This is a genomic window from Sagittula sp., from assembly GCF_052825245.1.
This window is the reverse complement of record NZ_JBRBWD010000065.1, coordinates 254,993-272,865: the sequence shown is the minus strand read 5'-3', so window position 1 is coordinate 272,865 and position 17,873 is coordinate 254,993. Positions and strand designations below refer to the sequence as shown.

17 protein-coding genes are annotated in these 17,873 nt (G+C 67.2%); 6 read left to right on the top strand and 11 right to left on the bottom strand.

From position 1 onward, the window contains the following. Window positions 1-307 precede the first annotated feature (307 nt). Together ACU0DV_RS26535 and ACU0DV_RS26530 are read right to left on the bottom strand one after the other, a co-directional pair. Window positions 308-826, bottom strand: coding sequence for a DUF6446 family protein (locus tag ACU0DV_RS26535; protein ID WP_100927123.1), 519 nt, complete (start codon window positions 824-826; stop codon window positions 308-310). Beyond that, a complete protein-coding gene (locus tag ACU0DV_RS26530; protein WP_446242813.1) occupies window positions 823-1,776 on the bottom strand; it encodes a glycine--tRNA ligase subunit alpha in 954 nt (317 codons plus the stop codon). Before ACU0DV_RS26530 ends, ACU0DV_RS26535 begins: the two co-directional genes overlap by 4 nt. 149 nt (window positions 1,777-1,925) lie before the next feature. Between ACU0DV_RS26530 and ACU0DV_RS26525 the strand changes: the two genes are divergently transcribed. After that, entirely contained in the window at window positions 1,926-3,833 is a 1,908-nt protein-coding gene (locus ACU0DV_RS26525) for a trypsin-like peptidase domain-containing protein (RefSeq protein WP_446242814.1), read from the top strand. Window positions 3,834-3,947: 114 nt separating this feature from the next. Here ACU0DV_RS26525 and ACU0DV_RS26520 read toward each other — a convergent pair whose 3' ends face one another. The 3 genes from ACU0DV_RS26520 to ilvC form a co-directional block, all read right to left on the bottom strand. Further along, window positions 3,948-4,853: a DMT family transporter gene (locus ACU0DV_RS26520; protein WP_446242815.1), complete on the bottom strand. Its 906-nt coding sequence runs from the start codon at window positions 4,851-4,853 to the stop codon at window positions 3,948-3,950. A gap of 91 nt (window positions 4,854-4,944) precedes the next feature. Continuing rightward, the gene (locus ACU0DV_RS26515) at window positions 4,945-5,508 is read right to left on the bottom strand and encodes a hemerythrin domain-containing protein (RefSeq protein ID WP_283982942.1); all 564 of its coding nucleotides are present in this window, start codon (window positions 5,506-5,508) and stop codon (window positions 4,945-4,947) included. 389 nt (window positions 5,509-5,897) lie between these two features. Continuing rightward, on the bottom strand, window positions 5,898-6,920 hold the full coding sequence (gene ilvC, locus ACU0DV_RS26510; RefSeq protein ID WP_100927119.1) for a ketol-acid reductoisomerase: 1,023 nt from the start codon (window positions 6,918-6,920) through the stop codon (window positions 5,898-5,900). Window positions 6,921-7,044: 124 nt separating this feature from the next. Here ilvC and ACU0DV_RS26505 point away from each other — a divergent pair, with 124 nt between their 5' ends. After that, window positions 7,045-7,500 carry an Lrp/AsnC family transcriptional regulator gene (locus tag ACU0DV_RS26505; RefSeq protein WP_446242816.1) on the top strand — a complete coding sequence of 152 codons (456 nt, stop codon included), beginning with the start codon at window positions 7,045-7,047 and terminating at the stop codon, window positions 7,498-7,500. Continuing rightward, on the top strand, window positions 7,497-7,961 hold the full coding sequence (locus ACU0DV_RS26500) for an Lrp/AsnC family transcriptional regulator (protein WP_446242817.1): 465 nt from the start codon (window positions 7,497-7,499) through the stop codon (window positions 7,959-7,961). The genes ACU0DV_RS26505 and ACU0DV_RS26500 overlap by 4 nt, the downstream gene beginning before the upstream one ends. 15 nt (window positions 7,962-7,976) lie before the next feature. On the opposite strand, the gene ACU0DV_RS26495 is transcribed toward ACU0DV_RS26500, so the two are convergent. After that, on the bottom strand, window positions 7,977-9,101 hold the full coding sequence (locus ACU0DV_RS26495) for a Hint domain-containing protein (protein ID WP_370312541.1): 1,125 nt from the start codon (window positions 9,099-9,101) through the stop codon (window positions 7,977-7,979). Window positions 9,102-9,306: 205 nt separating this feature from the next. Between ACU0DV_RS26495 and ACU0DV_RS26490 the strand changes: the two genes are divergently transcribed. Continuing rightward, window positions 9,307-10,434: an aminotransferase class V-fold PLP-dependent enzyme gene (locus tag ACU0DV_RS26490; protein WP_446242818.1), complete on the top strand. Its 1,128-nt coding sequence runs from the start codon at window positions 9,307-9,309 to the stop codon at window positions 10,432-10,434. A 96-nt stretch (window positions 10,435-10,530) separates the two neighbouring features. Here ACU0DV_RS26490 and ACU0DV_RS26485 read toward each other — a convergent pair whose 3' ends face one another. The 3 genes from ACU0DV_RS26485 to ACU0DV_RS26475 form a co-directional block, all read right to left on the bottom strand. After that, entirely contained in the window at window positions 10,531-11,724 is a 1,194-nt protein-coding gene (locus tag ACU0DV_RS26485; protein WP_446242819.1) for a UbiH/UbiF family hydroxylase, read from the bottom strand. Between the two features lie 63 nt (window positions 11,725-11,787). Next, entirely contained in the window at window positions 11,788-11,994 is a 207-nt protein-coding gene (locus tag ACU0DV_RS26480; protein ID WP_446242820.1) for a hypothetical protein, read from the bottom strand. Window positions 11,995-12,110: 116 nt separating this feature from the next. Continuing rightward, a complete protein-coding gene (locus ACU0DV_RS26475; protein WP_100927112.1) occupies window positions 12,111-12,764 on the bottom strand; it encodes a pyrimidine 5'-nucleotidase in 654 nt (217 codons plus the stop codon). 100 nt (window positions 12,765-12,864) lie between these two features. On the opposite strand from ACU0DV_RS26475, the gene ACU0DV_RS26470 reads away from it, so the two are divergent. Further along, complete coding sequence (locus tag ACU0DV_RS26470) at window positions 12,865-13,515, top strand: GntR family transcriptional regulator (RefSeq protein ID WP_100927111.1); 651 nt, start codon at window positions 12,865-12,867, stop codon at window positions 13,513-13,515. 5 nt (window positions 13,516-13,520) lie between these two features. On the opposite strand, the gene ACU0DV_RS26465 is transcribed toward ACU0DV_RS26470, so the two are convergent. Together ACU0DV_RS26465 and carA are read right to left on the bottom strand one after the other, a co-directional pair. Continuing rightward, window positions 13,521-15,413 carry a glycosyltransferase family 2 protein gene (locus ACU0DV_RS26465; protein WP_446242821.1) on the bottom strand — a complete coding sequence of 631 codons (1,893 nt, stop codon included), beginning with the start codon at window positions 15,411-15,413 and terminating at the stop codon, window positions 13,521-13,523. Between the two features lie 344 nt (window positions 15,414-15,757). Further along, entirely contained in the window at window positions 15,758-16,909 is a 1,152-nt protein-coding gene (gene carA, locus ACU0DV_RS26460) for a glutamine-hydrolyzing carbamoyl-phosphate synthase small subunit (RefSeq protein ID WP_100927109.1), read from the bottom strand. A gap of 187 nt (window positions 16,910-17,096) precedes the next feature. Here carA and ACU0DV_RS26455 point away from each other — a divergent pair, with 187 nt between their 5' ends. After that, window positions 17,097-17,558 (top strand): GatB/YqeY domain-containing protein, encoded by a 462-nt coding sequence (locus tag ACU0DV_RS26455; RefSeq protein WP_100927108.1) that lies wholly within the window; start codon window positions 17,097-17,099, stop codon window positions 17,556-17,558. The last annotated feature ends 315 nt before the right edge of the window (window positions 17,559-17,873 follow it).

Below are 17,873 nucleotides of genomic sequence, written 5' to 3'. Positions count from 1 at the left end.
GACGGGCGGAACCCAGGCGGGGGCTTTTTCGGACATGGTCGATCTCTCCTTTGTTGCAGGGAGAGCGCTTGGCAGGGCGATAAAGTTCCGTGGAAGTTGTGGCAGGCCCGGGTTTCGCCGCACTTTCCGCGCGGCGATCCGCGGGGGAGGCGCTGCCTCCCCCGGACCCCCTCCGAGGTATTTCTGCCAAGATGAAGGGACAGGGGGATGCGGTGGCGCGGCTTTGTTCCGGCGGGCGCGGTGGGGCTGCCGTGTGGTGGCGGGCCGGGTGTCAGTCGCTGTGCGAGGATCAGTCGCGGACAGGGTGTCAGTCGCGGACGGGGCAGTCCTCGCCCAGCGGCGTGCCGTCGTAGGCCTTGTCGCCGCACTCGTTGACCTCTTCCCAGACGTAGCCGTGGCCGTCCTCGGTGATCGCGACGACGCGGTCGATGCCGTATTCGATGTTGCGCTGACCGGCGAAGACCAGGGCGCGGCCGGCCCCGATGTCTTCGGCGATGGCCTCCGCGTCGAAGCAGGTGAACCATGCAGGCGCGTTGCGCGGCACGGCGCCTTCGTAGGGTTCGTAGGTCTCGGTCAGCATCGCCAGCGACAGGGTCGTGGTAAAGCAGGCGCGGTAGCGGATCGGCGAGCTGTCGGCGTCGATTGCCTCGAAGTTGTCGTAGAGGATCGCTTCGGGCGCGTCGGTGACCATGTTGGTCAGCAGCACGTCGTCGCGGCCCGTCGCCTGCACCGGCTCGTAGTAATAGTAGACCTGCGTGTAATAGACGACCGCGCCGAAGATCAGGGAAACGAGCACGATACCGATCCCGATGACCTTGCCGCTCATGCCGCCGCGCCGCTGTCGTAGCCGCCCGCGGTGGTGGTGACGAAGGCATCGGCGCACATCTTGGCCAGCGCGCGGACGCGGCCGATGTAGGCCTGCCGCTCGGTGACGGAGATCACGCCGCGGGCGTCGAGCAGGTTGAAGATGTGGCTGGCCTTGATGCACTGGTCATAGGCGGGATGCGCCATGACGATGCGCTTGCCGGTCTTCGGGTCCTCCGCGCCGCGCGCGAGGATGGCGGCGCATTCTGCCTCCGCCTCTTCGAAGTGGCGCAGCAGGAGCGCCGTGTCGGCGGTGTCGAAGTTGAAGCGCGAGTATTCCTCTTCGGTCTGGCGGAACACGTCGCCGTAGGTCAGCGCGATGGGCGACTGCGGGTCGTTGAACGGCATCTCCATCACGTGGTCGACGCCGAGGACGTACATCGCCAGCCGTTCCAGCCCGTAGGTCAGCTCGCCGGAGACGGGATGGCAGTCGTGCCCGCCGACCTGCTGGAAATAGGTGAACTGCGACACTTCCATGCCGTCGCACCAGACCTCCCAGCCCAGCCCCCAGGCGCCCAGCGTCGGGCTTTCCCAGTCGTCCTCCACGAAGCGGATGTCGTGCAGTGCCATGTCGATGCCGATTGCCTCGAGGCTGCCGAGGTAGAGCGCCTGCAGGTCCGGCGGGGACGGCTTGATGATGACCTGGTACTGGTAATAATGCTGCAGCCGGTTGGGGTTCTCGCCGTAGCGCCCGTCGGTCGGGCGGCGCGAGGGCTGCACGTAGGCGGCGGTCCAGGGGCGGTTGCCCAGGGCACGCAGCGTGGTCGCCGGGTGGAAGGTGCCGGCCCCGACTTCCATGTCGTAAGGCTGCAGAATCGCACATCCTTTCGACGCCCAGTAGGTCTGGAGTCGCAGGATGATCTCCTGAAAGGAGGCGGGTTTGTGCAGGCTCTTTTGCTGGGTCTCGGACATGGCTGGCTTCCTCGCGGCGCTTGGGCGTCTGATTAGGCGGCAACAGGCGTGGGGTCAATGCGCCGCCTCACGTCATTTTCACGTGCACACAACGCGCGATCTGGTAAGGGTGGCGAAATTTGGGCAGCACGAGAAGGCCGACGACACCGATGCCAAGACATCTGATTTCCCTTGTTTTTGCGCTGGTTCTTTTGGGGCAGGGCGTTCACGCGCAACAGGAAGAACGGTTCTTCATCCAGGTCGAGGCGCGCACGTCGCTGGCCGGGGCGCAGTCGAGTGTCCGCCAGTTTTCCCAGCGGTTGAACAATGTGAACGGGTTCTCGCTTGGCGGCGGCTGGTATGGCGTGGCCGTGGGCCCCTATGCCGACCGCAACGAGGCAGAGGCCTTCCTGGGCGAGCTGATGCGCTCCGGCGCGATCCCGCCCGACAGCTATGTCGAGACCTCGCGTGTCTATGGCCGCCAGTTCTGGCCGGTGGGGGCGCAGGTCGATCTGGACGCGCCGCAGGATGGGCAGGACACGACCGCCGAGGCGCCCCAGCCCGAGGTCCAGCCGTCGCAGGACGACGCCGCGCCGACCGACACGGCCCAGGCGCCCGCGACCGAGGAACAGCCGCTGACCGCCGACGACCTCGCCGCCGCGCTCGCCGAAGAGGAGCAGCCCGCACCGGCGGAGCAGCAGCCCGCGCCCGCACCGGCACCGCAGGCCGCGCCCGAACCGGCCGCCCCCGCGATCCCCGAGGAAACCCCGCGCGAGGCCCGCGCCTCCGAGGCGGAGCTCGACCGCGAGGCGCGCGACATGCTGCAGATCGCGCTCCAGTGGGCGGGCTTCTACGAGGGCCGCATCGACGGCGCCTTCGGCCCCGGCACGCGGCGTTCGATGGCCGGATGGCAGGAGGCCAACGGCTACGAGCCCACGGGCGTCCTGACATCGCGCCAGCGCGCCGCGCTTCTGGGTCAGTACAACGCCGTGCTCGACGGCATGGGCATGGCCGACCGCGTCGACCAGCGCGCGGGCATCGTCATGCAGATGCCGCTGGGGGTTGTGGAGTTCGACCGTTACGAGGCGCCCTTCGCGATCTACGGCTCGAAGACCGACCTGCCGGCGCAGGTGCTGCTGATCTCCCAGCCGGGCGACCGCGACACGCTGAACGGGCTTTACGAGATCATGCAGACGCTGGAAATCGTCCCCGTCGAGGGCGAGCGCCGCCGCGACAACGCGGGCTTCCTGCTGACCGGGGCGAACTCCCGCATCGTCAGCCACACCGAGGTCGGGCTGCGCGACGGCGAGATCAAGGGCTTCACCCTTGTCTGGCCCGCCAACGACGAGGAGCGCCGCTCGCGCGTGCTGGCGCTGATGCAGGACAGCTACCAGCGCATTCCCGGCGTGCTCGACCCGGCGACGGTGTCGGACGACGGCCAGTCGGTCGACCTCGTGTCGGGCCTGAAGGTACGCACGCCCAAGGGCAACGGCTCGGGCTTCTTCGTCGCGCCGGGCGGTGCCGTGCTGACCTCTGCGGACGCGGTGGCCCAGTGCGAGCGCGTGACGATCAACGGCAGCTACACCGCTCAGGTGGTGGCGCGCGATGCGTCGCTGGGCGTGGCGCTGCTGCGGCCCGAGGAAACCCTGGCCCCCCGCCGCGTGGCGCAGTTCGCCACCGGCACGCAGCGGCTCCAGTCCGAGGTCGCGGTGGCGGGCTTCTCCTTCGGCGGCGTGCTGACCGCGCCGACCCTGACCTTCGGCACGCTCGAGGACACCCGCGGCCTGTCCGGCGAACCGCAGGTCAAGCGCCTTGCGCTCTCGGCGATGCCGGGCGATGCGGGCGGCCCGGTCTTCGACGCGGGCGGCTCCGTCATGGGGATGCTCCTGCCGCGCGAGACGGAAGGCGGACGGCAACTGCCCGACCAGGTGAACTTTGCCGCCAAGGGCGAGATGATCCTCGACTTCCTGCGCGCCAACGGCGTGACCGCGGGCAGCCAGGTGTCCGGCGGCATCATGGAGCCCGAGGACCTGACCGCGCTGGCCACCGACATGACCGTGCTGGTGTCCTGCTGGTAAGACACCCCGACCCGGGGCAGGGCGGCGCAAAGCCCCGCCCTACGTCCCGTGGCACCAAAGACAGATCGAAGGCCTCCGTCCCGACCGGGCGGGGGCCTTTCTGCATGGCAGGCGTCAGCGCACGAACAGCCGCCTGAGCGCGCCCCACTGGCTCAGGAACACCCCCGCGAGGATCAGCACCAGCGCCACCAGAAGCGAAGCGCGCAGCGGTTCTCCCAGCACGATCACCCCCAGAGCGACGGACCACAGCGGCACCTGGTAGTTCGTCAGGCTCATGAACACCGGCCCGGCAGAGCGGATCACCAGCACGCGCAGGAGGTTCGCCCCCGCCGTCGGCACCAGCCCCAGCACCGCCAGCACGACGAGCGTCTGGCCCTGCGGCAGCGGCGGCGGGCCTTCCTGCACCCAGGCCAGCGGCAGCACGAAAAGCGCGCCGATCACCAGCGGCACCGCCGCCAGCCCGATGGCGTCGATCGGCGGCAGGCGCCGCATGGCGACCGAGCTTATCGCATAGCAGCAGGCCGCGCCGAGACAGGCGAGCCTCCCCCACGGCTCCATCGCGTCGCCGCTGGCCTGCAGCGCCTGCGGTCCGATAAGCACCACGACCCCGGCAAAGCCCACCGCGAACCCCAGCGCCCGGCGCGCCGTCATCCGTTCGCCCGGCACGAGGACATGCGCCAGCGGCAGCACCATCAGCGCAACCGCCGCCATGCTGACGCCTGCAAAGCCCGAGGTCGCGTATTGCTGGCCCCAGCCCAGCAGCATGAACGGCAGGCCCGAGGACAGCACCCCGATAAGGATCAGCGACGGCCAGTTGCGCTTGGCCGTCAGCCACAGCGCCCCGCCGCGCAGCGCCCAGACGGCGAGCGTCAGCAGCGCCGCAAAGCCGATGCGGTAGGCGGCCAGCCAGAACGGCGTGATGCCCTGCAGGGCAATCTCGATGAAGAGGAAGGTCGCACCCCAGACTAGGCCGAGGCTCCCGACCATGGCCCAGCTGCGGGGCGTGATCTCTGGTGTCATTGGGGCGCTATAGCGGGCGGGTCGTGGCGCGCCAAGGCCCCGCACGGGCGGCAAGAAGGGGCGGAGGTCTTCCGCCCCCCTCGGGGTCATGTCAGCCGCGCAGCCGGTGGTGCAGGATGATCGGCACCACAAGGTCCTCCTCGTCGGTCAGGTGCCGTTCGAGGAAACCCGTCAGCGAAGTCACCGTGTCATGCAGCGGCCCGGCCTCTTCGGTCATCTGCGCGGGGTCGAGCGTCTCCAGCGCGATCACCCGGTTGGCCTGCCGGGTCAGCCGGTCCAGCGTCTCGTCCAGCGTGGCGTGGTCGCTCTCCAGCATCTCCAGCCCGCGGGCGAACCGGGGATCGGCCTCTTCGAGTTCCGGGAAGAAGCTGCGGTCCTCCCAGGTGTGATGCCCGTGCAGGCTCACCACCAGCCGGTGCCCGAAGTACCCCAGCCGCTCCGCGTAGAGGTCGGCGGGCGTCTCCTTGTCGAGGAACCGCTCCGTCTCGGCCTTCAGGAGCGCGCCGGTGTGGCGAAAGCCCAGGTGTGCGCCCATCCAGTTGCGGGTCGCTTGTTTCAGGCCCGGGTGATCCAGCCAGCCGTCGCGTGGCAGGTCCCGATAGAGGGTCCGCATTTCGGGCGGAAGCCCCTCGCGCGTGTTGATGTCGTAAGTCATGACCGGAAGATGGTGGGCGTGTTATGATGTAACAACTTCGTGCCCGCGCACAGACGCTATGACCGGAGCGCACCGATTTCGCACCCGCCCCGAACGAAGGGTTAACGCGAAAAAATCCCGCGCAACGGGGGTTTCAGACCGACTCGGGCGCAAAGGTTAACAACCGGCCGGGAATCGGGGTCCAATCGGCCGGTTCACCCCTTACAGGCGGTTAAGGTCGCTGAACGCTTTCTGCCGCCGTGGTGGAGCATCCGGGTGGACACACCGCATGTGGTGCCGCGCCTGCGCCGTGCGCCGCGTTAACGTCACCGCGCGCTGCCGTCACGGTTAACGGCGAAACGTAAAAGGGCGGCCCGAAGGCCGCCCCGCATCGAGGTCTGCAAAAGACCTCAGTTCTTGGACTTGTCGACCATCTTGCCGGCAGAGATCCACGGCATCATCTCGCGCAGCTTCTCGCCGACCTGCTCGATCTGGTGCTCGTCGTTGATCCGGCGGGTCGCCTTGAAGAACGGCTGGCCCACGGCGTTTTCCTGCATGAAATCACGCACGAATTTGCCGGTCTGGATGTCCGTCAGGACCTCCTTCATGCGGGCCTTGGTCTCGGCGTAGGGCAGGATGCGCGGGCCAGAGACGTACTCGCCGTACTCGGCGGTGTTCGAGATCGAGTAGTTCATGTTCGCGATGCCGCCTTCGTAGATCAGGTCGACGATCAGCTTCACCTCGTGCAGACACTCGAAATACGCCATTTCCGGCTCGTAACCGGCCTCGACCAGCGTTTCGAAGCCCATGCGGATCAGTTCCACAAGGCCGCCGCACAGCACGGCCTGCTCGCCGAACAGGTCGGTTTCGCATTCCTGGCGGAAGTTGGTCTCGATGATGCCCGAGCGGCCGCCGCCGATGGCAGAGCAATAGGACAGGCCGATTTCCAGCGCCTTGCCGGTGGCGTCGTTGTGCACGGCCACGAGGCAGGGCACGCCGCCGCCCTTGGTGTATTCGCCGCGCACGGTGTGGCCCGGGCCCTTCGGCGCCATCATGATGACGTCGACGCCGGCCTTCGGCTCGATCAGGCCGAAGTGCACGTTCAGGCCGTGTGCGAAGGCAATGGCGGAGCCTTCCTTCAGGTGGTCGTGCACGTATTTCTTGTAGGTCTCGGCCTGAAGCTCGTCGGGCATGGTGAACATGATGACGTCGCACCATGCTGCCGCTTCCGAGATGCCCATGACCTGCAGGCCTTCGGCTTCGCACTTCTTGGCGGAGGGCGAACCCTCGCGCAACGCGATGGCAACGTTCTTGGCGCCAGAATCGCGCAGGTTCAGGGCGTGGGCGTGGCCCTGGCTGCCGTAACCCAGGATCGCGACCTTCTTGTCCTTGATCAGGTTAACGTCGCAATCGCGGTCATAGTAAACGCGCATGTGTCTTCTCCTCTGTGATGGCGGGCACAATAGCCGCGGTATGGTGAGAGAGTTTTCGTTTTTCGGGTAAATTGACGAGATGGAGACTTTATCATTCGCCGTTACAGGGGTATTCGGTGAAATCATGCTCGACGACACGGACAGACGCATCCTTCGGCACTACCAGGCCGACCCGGACTCACCCGCCACCGAACTGGCGGAGCGCGCCGGCGTGACCGCTTCGACTCTGACGCGGCGGCTGGAACGGCTGCGGGAAACCTGCGTGCTGAAGGGCGTGCGCGGTGTCATCGACTGGCACGCGCTGGGGTACGAGGTCGAGGTCAGCCTGCGTGTCACGCTGGACAAGACCCAGCCGCGCGCCTTCGACACCTTCATCGCGGCGGCCCGCGAAGTGCCGGAGGTGCTGGAGATCCAGACCTTCCTCGGGCAGGTGGACGTGCGCCTCGCCGTGATTGCCCGCGACATGGCGCATTACCAGCGCATCTACCGCGAACGGCTGCTGGACCTGCCGCACATCCAGGACATCGAGGCACTGATGCACGTCGCCCGCCTCAAGGACGAGGAGACGCTGCCGCTGTGATCGACCTCGACGACATCGACCGTGCGCTCCTCAGGGCACTGGCGGAGGACGCCACCGCAAGCGCGGGCGCACTGGGGCGCGAACTCGGCCTGTCGCAACCGGCCTGCTGGCGGCGGATCAGGCGGCTGCGCGAGGCGGGCCTTTTCCGCAACACGCGGCTCGACCTCGACGCGCAGGCGCTGGGATTCGGAGTGACGGTCTTCCTAGGGGTGAAGCTGGCGACCAAGGGTCGCGTCAGCCTGCAGGACTTCGAACGCGCGGTGTCCGCCATCCCGGAGGTGCAGACCGTGGAACACGTCCTCGGCGCCTACGATTACCGGCTGCGCGTGGTGGCGCGCGACATCTCGGACTTCGAGCGTGTCCTGCGGCGCCGGATCATGACGCTGCCGGGGGTCGGCAACCTCGATGCCAACGTGATGCTGTCCGAGGAACGCAGGCCGGGGCCGCTGTTCGCGATCTGACCGGATCGGGCCCGCTCAGGCCGACCGCCTGAGCGCCAGCGCCTCGTAGCGCTTCAGCTCGTAGCGGGAGAGGGGGCCCGTGTCCGGCCGCTGCGACAGGTCCGGGAAGCGGGCGATGATCTCGTCGCGTTCCTGGGGGCCCACCGTCTTCAGCGCCTGGCTGCCCAGATGCAGCGACTCCGCCGGACACCCTTCGGCAAAGATGATCTGATGACGTTCGAACAGCAGATGATAGTAGTGCACGACCGGGCATTCCTCGATCAGGATGTCCCGCCCGTCGACAAGGTGCTTGGCCGCGACCAGCACCTCCGTCTGGCCGAACATCAGCTCCGCCCGCGGCCCGGTGAACAGCATCCGGTGGTTCTGTGACACGACGAGGTCGCGCAGGTTGCCCAAGGCGCCGGCGCGGATGCGGACCGGCGCGTTCGGTCCGATCCCCGGCTGCCGGTCGGACCCGGCCCACATCACCGGCTGCGGTCCGTCGTCCTGCGTGACCACCAGGTCGCCTTCCTTCAGCGTCTCGACATAGCGCGGGCCGTCCGGCGTCTCGATCAGGGTGCCGCGCGCAAAGCAGAGCACCACGTAGATGTCATTGCCGCCCGCGCCGCCGTGGAAGATCCCGTCGGCCTGTTCGCTGCTGCCGCCGTCGATGGTGTCGTTGGCGTTGTAGTCGTTGTCCCTGTACTGGTCGATGAACAGCGGCACGCCGTTGTAGACCACGTCCGACAGGTCGGTCCCGGCGACGAGGAAAAGCTGGTTGAGGTCGGGCGCGTCCGGATCGTCAGATGTCAGGACGTTCGCGTTCAACCGCAGGTAGTTGTCGCCGACGCCCGCGGTGTTTCCGCGGATCGTGCCGTTCTGCCCGTTGTCGCCCTCGTAGACGTATTTCGTCGTCCCGGCGAAGTAATCGGCGGCGTTGTCGTAGACCGTGATCCGGGTGATTTCCGAGGCATGGCTGACGCCGCCGTCCTCCGTGGCGTCCGTCACCTCGATGAGGATGATGTCGTCGTGTTCCCACAGGAACTCGGCGTCCCTGAGGAGCATGCCGCCCTCGTCGAAATTGCCCCCGTGGTTGACGACCGAAAGCTTCGGGCCGCCCACAATGCTGTACGCATTGAGGAGGATCGTTGTGTCCGCCATTCTGCTCTGCCCCGGCGCCGGGTCTTTAGTGCCCGGCTGCTCTCTGATTGTTGCGGAGTTTAACAGGTTCTCAGGGTTCGTGAATCCCTTTGTTGACGCAGCAATGACACTGAGGCATCTGCGACACGACCACCGGGACCAAAGGTTGTTTTGCCAAGCGGCGCGCGCTGCGGTAGGTCCGGGGCAACGACCTTTGGAGGGATATATGGCTGCTTTGCTCGACAACATCGACCCGGAGGGGCTCGAGGAGTTTTCGGTGGTCTTCACCGACCGTTCGCTGAACCACATGTCGGCGGCGTTCCAGCAGGTGATGCGCGACATCTCGGGCATGCTGCGCGAAGTCTACAACGCCGATGCGGTGGCGCTTGTCCCCGGCGGCGGCACCTACGGGATGGAGGCGGTGGCCCGCCAGTTCGGTCAGGGCACCGACGTGCTGGTGGTGCGCAACGGCTGGTTCTCCTACCGCTGGTCGCAGATCTTCGAGGCCGGCAAATTCGGCGGTGAGACGACGGTGCTGAAGGCCCGCCGCCCCGGCAACGCCACCGACGCCCCGTTCTCGCCCGCGCCGATCGAGGAAGTGGAAGCCAGGATCGCCGAAGCGAAACCCGGCATCGTCTTCGCCCCTCACGTGGAGACCTCGGCCGGAATGATCCTGCCCGACGACTACATCCGGCGTATGGCGGCGGCGGCGCATGACGTGGGCGCGCTGATGGTGCTGGACTGCATCGCCTCGGGCTGCGTCTGGGTCGACATGAAGGACTGCGGCGTGGACGTGCTGGTCTCGGCCCCGCAGAAGGGCTGGTCGGCGACGCCCTGCGCGGGCCTTGTCATGATGTCCGAACGCGCGGTGGCCCGGCTGGAGGAGACGACCTCCGACAGTTTCGCCGTGGACCTGAAGAAGTGGCGCCAGATCATGATGGCCTACGAGGACGGCGGCCACGCTTACCATGCCACCATGCCGACCGACGGCCTGCGCGCCTTCCGCGACGCCATGGCAGAGACCAAGGCCTACGGCTTCACCCGCCTGAAGGAGGCGCAGTGGGCGCTGGGGAACGCGGTGCGTGACCTGTTCGCCGAGAAGGGCGTGAGATCGGTCGCGGCAGAGGGGTTTGCCGCGCCGGGTGTCGCGGTGTTCTACACCTCCGACCCGGATGTGAAGTCGGGCAAGGCCTTTGCCGCGCAGGGCATGCAGATCGCCGCGGGCGTGCCCCTGGCCGTGGACGAGGGACCGGAGTTCTCGACCTTCCGGATCGGGCTGTTCGGCCTCGACAAGCTCTATGACGTGGACGGCACGGTGGCGCGGCTGAAGCGCGTCGTCGACGCGGTGTTCTGAGCGGTTTTCCGTTCGAGGAGGGTGGGGGCGCTGCCCCCGCCGCTCCTGCGGAGCGGCTCCCCCGAGGTATTTTTCACCAAGATGAAGGGGGTCGCGTCAGCCTCCCGCGCCGAGCCCCATCTTCATCAGCGATGTACGCACCGGTTTCAGGCCGTAGAGCGCGTCGAGCCCCCTGGCCCGCAGGTCGCGCAGCGGTTGCGACGACATCTGCGAGATCCGGTTCAGAGCGGTGATCCCCGCGACCCGCGCCCGGATATCGGTGATCCGGCGGCGGTGGTAGGTGTCGAGCATCTCCGCATCCCCCAGCCGGTCGGGATGTGCCACGGCAAGGTCGCGCAGCGTGACCAGGTCGCGCAGGCTCATGTTCAGCCCCTGCGCGCCGATGGGCGGCACCACATGCGCGGCTTCGGCGACAAGCGCGAGGCGCTGGCCGGACAGATGCTCGGCCTCCTGCGCGATGATCGGCCAGATGCTGCGGCGCGAGGCCAGTTCCAGCGGCCCGAACAGGTGGCAGGACCGTTCCGACATCTCCGCTTCGAACGCCGCCTTGTCGAGCGTCATGCGCTTTTCGGACTTCGGGCCGTCATCCATCCAGACGATGGCGGAGGAGGGGCGGCCTTCGAAATCCGGCAGCGGCACCAGCGTGAAGGGCCCGCCGGTGCGATGCACCTCGGTCGAAACGTTGCCGTGCGGGATCGGGTGGGTCACGGCGAAGGCCAGCGCCTTCTGCCCGAAGCGCGTGGTGCGAACGCCGATTCCCGCCGCCTGACGCATCGGCGAATTGCGCCCGTCGGCTGCGATCACCAGTCGTGTGCGCATGCGGCTGCCGTCGGAGAGCGAGACGCGCGCCTCTCCCTCGCGGGTGAAGAGACCGGTCGTGGCGGTGCCGGGACGGAAGTCGACCTGCGCCAGTTCACCGAGCCGCGCCGCCATTTCACGGCGCAGCAGCCAGTTGGGCAGGTTCCATCCGAAGGGCTTGTCGGAAATGTCGCCGGCGTCGAAGTCCTTGACCACGCGCGGCTCCGGCGCCGCGCCGCCCGCGTCGACGATGCGCATGGTCTGCAACGGCATGGCGTGACCGGCGAGCCGCTGCCAGAGGCCGATCTCCTCGAGGAAGCTCTGCGCCGGCTGCAGGAAGGCGGTGGTGCGCAGGTCGGAGCCTTCGGCCTCGCGCTCTGTCACCGGGGGGGCCGGGTCGACCACCAGCGTCGAGAAACCGGCCTGTGCAAAGGCGGCGGCCGCGGTCAGTCCCGCGATGCCGCCGCCCGAGATCGTGATGTCGTAATCCATGGACACTCTCCTTGCGCCGAAACCTAGGGCGCGCAAGGGCAGATCGCCATGCGACGTGATGGGTTATCTGCCGACCGAGATCAGGATCAGCACGACGTACATCACCGGCACCAGCGCCAGCGCGATCATGGCCAGCGCCGGAAGGCCCCAGGTCCAGGTGGCAAGCGCGGTAAGCGCCACGAAAAGCGCCACGCACATCAGGATCATTGTCTCGACGCGGGCAGGGGTCCTGGCGGCGTCGTGGGACAGGGCGGCGTTTTGGGTGGTCATGGGCGGGTCTCCTGCAATTGTCCTGCGTGACATATATGTTTGACGGGCAAGGCATACGTGCGAAATGCCGCATGTGACGGATCGCGCGGCTGCGGGCGCCACGGCCCGCAGCGGGATCACCGCCGCGTGTGCTTCTTCACACGGTCGAGAAACCCGGTCAGATCGTCGGTGTGATGATGGATGTGGTCCGCTGGCGCAGCCTCGGGGGCGACGTGCACCGTCACCATGCCAAGGCCGTGCGGCACGGCGAGGTTCCTCGGGTCGTCCTCGAACATCACCGCCTCGGCCGGATCGAATTCTTCCTTGGCGAAGATCTTCGCAAAGGCATCGGCGTGCGGCTTCGGCAGGTAGTCGGCATCCTCCACGCCGTAGATCGCGTCGAAGGCATGTTCCAGTCCGCGCGCCTTCAGCACCTGCGCGGCGTAGGGGGCGCTGCCGTTGGTGTAGACCACCCGCCGTCCCGGCAACTGGCCGATCAGCTCGGCGAGGTGCGGATCGGGGGTCAGCGCGTCGAAGGAGATGTCGTGCACCTCCGTCAGGTAACGCTCCGGATCGACGCCGTGGTGGGTCATCAGCCCCGCCAGCGTCGTGCCGTGGTCCATCCAGTAGCGGTGGCGCAGCTCGTCGGCGGCCTTGTGAGAGACCGACAGGGCCTCCATCACGAAGGCGGTCATCTTCGCCTCGATCTGGTCGAAGAGCCGCATCGCGGGCGGGTAGAGCGTGTTGTCGAGGTCGAAGACCCAGGTGCGCAGTCGGGAAAAACGGTCCATTGCGGCAGTTTACCCCTGCTGCGGCAATGAGGCAAAGCAAGTTGCTTGTACGTTAGCGCCCCAAAGGTCTATTTTGCCGGGAAGATTTCAAGGAAGCCCCATGGCCCAACCCAAGACCGCCCAGAAGGACGCGTATTCGCTGATCCTCGACGCCATCGATTCCGGGGTCTACCGGCCCGGGGACCGTCTCGTGGAGAGCGAACTGGCGGATCGATTCGGCGTGTCGCGTACGCCGATTCGCGAGGCCCTGCAACGGCTTGAAACGCAAAGCCTGCTGGCGCGGGACGGGCGGTCGCTGATCGTGGCCTCGCTCGACCACAACCAGATGGCAGAGCTTTACGCCGTGCGGACGGAGCTGGAGGGGCTGGCGGCACGGCTGGCCGCCCGGCACGCCACGGAGGAGGAGATCCAGGTCCTCACCGAGATGGTCGAGGAAGACCGCGCGCTGATGAACGATCCCAACGCGCTGAGCCGGGCGAACCGGCGGTTTCACAAGATGATCCACCTCGCCTCGCACAACCGCTACCTCGTTCAGCAGCTCGACCTCGTGCACCGGTCGATGGCGCTGATGGCCACCACCTCGCTGGCGGCGCAGGGAAGGGGCGAGATTGCCATGGCAGAGCATCAGGCCATCGTCGACGCGATTTCCCGGCGGGACGAGGATGCGGCCTACCAGGCGCTGCGCGACCATATCTCAGTGGCGTTCGTGACGCGGCTGAAGCTCGACACGCAGGAGGCGCTCGGCGCCTGAGGGCGCTAGAGCTTCGTGTCGGGCGGGATGTCCGCCCCCGGCGCATCGGGCGAGGAATGGCCGTGCTGGGTCTTGTCCCAGAAGAACGGATTGCGCAGAGTCTCCCACAGGGACTTGTAGATCGCGACGGTGCCAAGCGGGAAATAGGCGAACAGCGTCGGAACCCATGGGAACAGCGACCGGTGCGGGCTGCGCGCCAGGGCCGCCATGCCGACCAGCAGGGTCATTCCCTCTGCTGTCAGGAACACCGCCGTCAGCGCCAGGATCCCGCCGCGCCCGATCCACGGGTCCAGCGGGTGCGGCAGCCCGGCGAGGATCAGCCAGAACGACCAGAGCACCGGCGCAAAGGCAAATTGCAGGATCGTCCCGAGGAACAGCGCCTGCATCCCGAAGAATCGCTTGGGGCCGAGGTCATGCCACAGCCGGCGCGGGCGGCGCGAATGGACCCACCACGTGATGACGTAACCTTTCAGCCAGCGGGACCGCTGCTTGATCCACGGCCAGAAGCGGTTGTTGGCCTCCTCTCGCGTGACAGAGCGGATCATCTCTGTCCGCCAGCCATAGCGCGCCAACCGGATGCCGAGGTCGGCGTCTTCTGTCACGTTGTGGGCGTCCCAGCCGCGCACCTCCTCCAGCGCCTCGCGCCGGAAGAAGACGGTTGTGCCCCCGAGCGGGACGGCGAATCCCATGCGGGCGAACCCGGGAAGCAGGATGCGGAACCAGCTTGCGTAATCGACGGCGAAACAGCGCGACAGCCAATTGGCGCGCGGGTTGTAGAAGTCGAGAATGCCCTGCAGGCAGCCGACCTCCGGCGCGGCGGTCTCGAAGGCGCTGACCACATGGTCGATCTGGTCGGGGGCGGGCGCGTCTTCGGCGTCGTAGATGCCGACGATGGCGCCACGGGTGAAATGAAAGGCGTAATTCAGGGCCCGCGGCTTCGTGCGGATGCGGCCCGGCGGCACGACGACGGTCCTGATCCATGGCGGCAGGGCCGTGCGTTCGATGGTCGCGCGGGTGACGGTATCCTCCGCCTCCAGCACGAGCACCACGTCCAGCAGCGATTTCGGATAGGTCAGCCGTGACAGCCGTTTGACGAGCGTTCCGGCAATCTCCTGTTCATGAAACAGCGGCACAAGGATCGAAACCACCGGCGGATCGGCGGGCAGGGCGTGACGCGGCGGCGCCAGGCGACGGGGCACGACGATGAGCGCGGCGAGCTTCATCCCCTGCGACACCATCAACGAGCCTAGGGCGAGCACGAGGCCTATGGCAAACAGCAGCGCCGGCGCGGTGGCGAGCATGGAGAGGCAAACGAGGCTGACAAGGATCGCCAGCGCGGTCGTCGCCGGACTTGAGGTGTTGAGATCGCGACAACTGTCCTCCGGCCTGACCCAGTTCTCGGCGGCGGTGGCCAGGGCCTCGCCGTGCCGCTGGGCGATGTCGTCGTGGATGTCGGCCTCTGTCGCGAGGGCCATGACCACCGGCCCGATGTCCGGCGGCAGGAGCGGCAGCAGTTCGTCATACCGTTCGGGGCGCGCTGTGGCGAGAAGGAGCGTGTCGCCGACCTTGATCCAGGGCAGCACGCCATGTCTGAGGCAGAAGTCGGTGGGCAGGAGCTGCGCCAGTGCCGGATCGGGCGGGGAAGTCGCGCGATCCAGGGCCATGGCGCCGTAGTGCTGCGCCTGCGCCTGAAGGACGTCCTTCCGGGTGGCAAGCGCCTCCGCCATGACGACGGTGGACACGGGCTGATCCAGCCGGGCCGCCTCTGCCAGTGCCACAAGCATGGTGCGCGGCGCAACGGTCCCGGCCTCCATGAGGATGTGACTGACAGGCTGGCCCCTTGGCCCGCGAGCCTGCGCGAGGGTGACGTCCGTCAACAAGAGGCGGGTCTGGGTCATGGGGGGTCCGGCTTTGCCTGCCGGGAGTGTCGTGCTTGGGGTTTAAGGAACGGTTAATGACGGCCGGGCTGACGCGTGTATTTTTATATTTAGTGCAAGGCGTTAATGCATTTTCTTAAGGTTGGTTAACAAGTTGGAAACGGGCTGGGCGGAATATCGGCCGGCTAGGCCTGGAGGCTCAGGCAACCCGAGCCGCGCAGGTCGTGGGGCCCCGTCCGGGCGATTGATGCCGGTTTGCGCTGCGGCGACGGTATTGCGCCGGACACGAACGGAAAAGGCCCCGGCGCGCGGGGCGTCGGGGCCTTTTGTCAGAAAAACAGTCGGCAAGGACCGCCGGAAACGTCTCAGGCGCGCGCCATGGAGGCGGCGAAGCGTTCGAACAGGTAGAAGCTGTCCTGCGGGCCGGGGCTGGCCTCCGGGTGGTGCTGGACGGAGAACACCGGGCGGTCGGCCACGCGGATGCCGCAGTTGGAGCCGTCGAACAGCGACACATGCGTCTCCAGCACGCCGGAGGGCAGGGTCTGGCTGTCCACCGCAAAGCCGTGGTTCATGGAGGTGATCTCCACCTTGCCGGTCTCCATGTCCTTGACGGGATGGTTCGCGCCGTGGTGGCCGTGGTTCATCTTGATCGTCCGTGCCCCCAGCGCCAGCGCCAGCATCTGGTGGCCGAGGCAGATGCCGAACACCGGCAGCTCGGTCTTGTTCAGCAGGTCCTGGATCATCGGCACGGCATAGGTGCCGGTCGCCGCCGGGTCGCCGGGGCCGTTCGACAGGAACACGCCGTCGGGCGAATGCGCCATCACGTCCTCATAGGTGGCCGTGGCGGGCAGGACGGTCACTTCACAACCGGCAGAGGCGAGGCAGCGAAGAATGTTGCGCTTGGCGCCGTAATCGACCGCGACGACCTTGTGGCGCGCCTCCGTCTGGCGGACGTAGCCGTCGGGCCAGGCCCACCGCATTTCGTCCCAGCGGTAGGATTGCGCGCAGGTGACGTCCTTGGCGAGGTCGAGCCCCTCGAGCCCGGAGAAGCTGCGGGCCGCCGCGACCAGTGCCGCGATGTCGAAGTTGCCGTCGGGATCGTGCGCAAGTGCCACATGCGGCGCGCCGGACTGGCGGATCGCACGGGTCAGGCGGCGGGTGTCGACGCCGCCGATGGCGATACGGCCACGGGCGGAAAGCCATTCCGACAGGCCTTGCGCGGCACGCCAGTTCGACGGCGCGGTGGGCATCCACTTGACGACCATGCCTGCCGCCACCGGATCGCCGGTTTCGTCATCCTCGGGGTTCACGCCGACGTTGCCCACGTGCGGGAAGGTGAAGGTGACGACCTGACCGGCGTAGGACGGATCGGTCATGATTTCCTGGTAGCCGGTCATGGCGGTGTTGAAGCACAGCTCGGCGGTGACCTGGCCGGTGGCGCCGAAGCCCTGCCCGTAAAAAAGTGTACCGTCGGCTAGGGCGAGGCATGCGGTGGGCGCGGGCTTTTGGCTCGGCATGGGGCGACTCCGGACTGTGGGCAAATCGTGCGGAACCTAAGCCCGCACCGGGAGGCGGTCAAGAGCCCGTTCTGAAAATGTAAATCCCTTTTATTTCAGGACCTTGGGCAAATCTGGCGGAGTTGCGCCGACGCGGCGGTTGGGATAGGGTCGGGTCTTGAATGTGGATAACCGCGGGGATTGCGGCATGGAATTGCGCGAAAGAGTCAACGTGGCCGTCAAACAGGCGATGCGGGAGAAGGACGCCGCGCGGCTGTCCACCCTGCGCCTGATCAATGCCGCGATCAAGGATCGCGACATCGCGGCCCGTGCAGACGGGCAGGAAAACGGCGTGGACGACTCCGAAGTGCTGGCGATCCTCGGCAAGATGGTCAAGCAGCGCCGCGAGAGCGCGAAGACCTACGAGGAAGGCGGACGGCTGGACCTGGCCGAGCGCGAGATGGCCGAGATCGAGGTGATCGAGGAATTCCTGCCGCGCGCGCTGAGCGACGCGGAGGTCTCGGCGGCGGTCGATGCGGCGGTCGCGGAAGTCGGCGCCGAATCCATCCGCGACATGGGCCGGGTGATGGGCGTGCTGAAGTCGAAGTACACCGGCCAGATGGATTTTGCGGCGGCAGGCCCGCTGGTGAAGGCGCGGCTGGCGTCCTGACAGTGGCGCGCGGCAGGTTACACGGGTAAACGCCGCGGTCATCTTCCCTGAAAATCGGTTGATATATGCGGTCCCTGCGGTCGTGCGACGAGGTTGTTCTTATGCTTCGCGCGGTCCTTGGGATGACCTGCATGCGAGTCGCACCCGCCCGAAAAGCTGCCGTTCACGCAACGCGCGCCGGGGTACCGGGCCGTTCGGTGGGCAGGGCTTGTGTCGCAGGCCGGGCCCTGCACAAGGCGCGGGACCGGGCCGTTCCCGGTGCCGGGAATTCGTTCGGAAAGCGGGACACTTCCGGCCGGTACGGGGGGGCGAAAC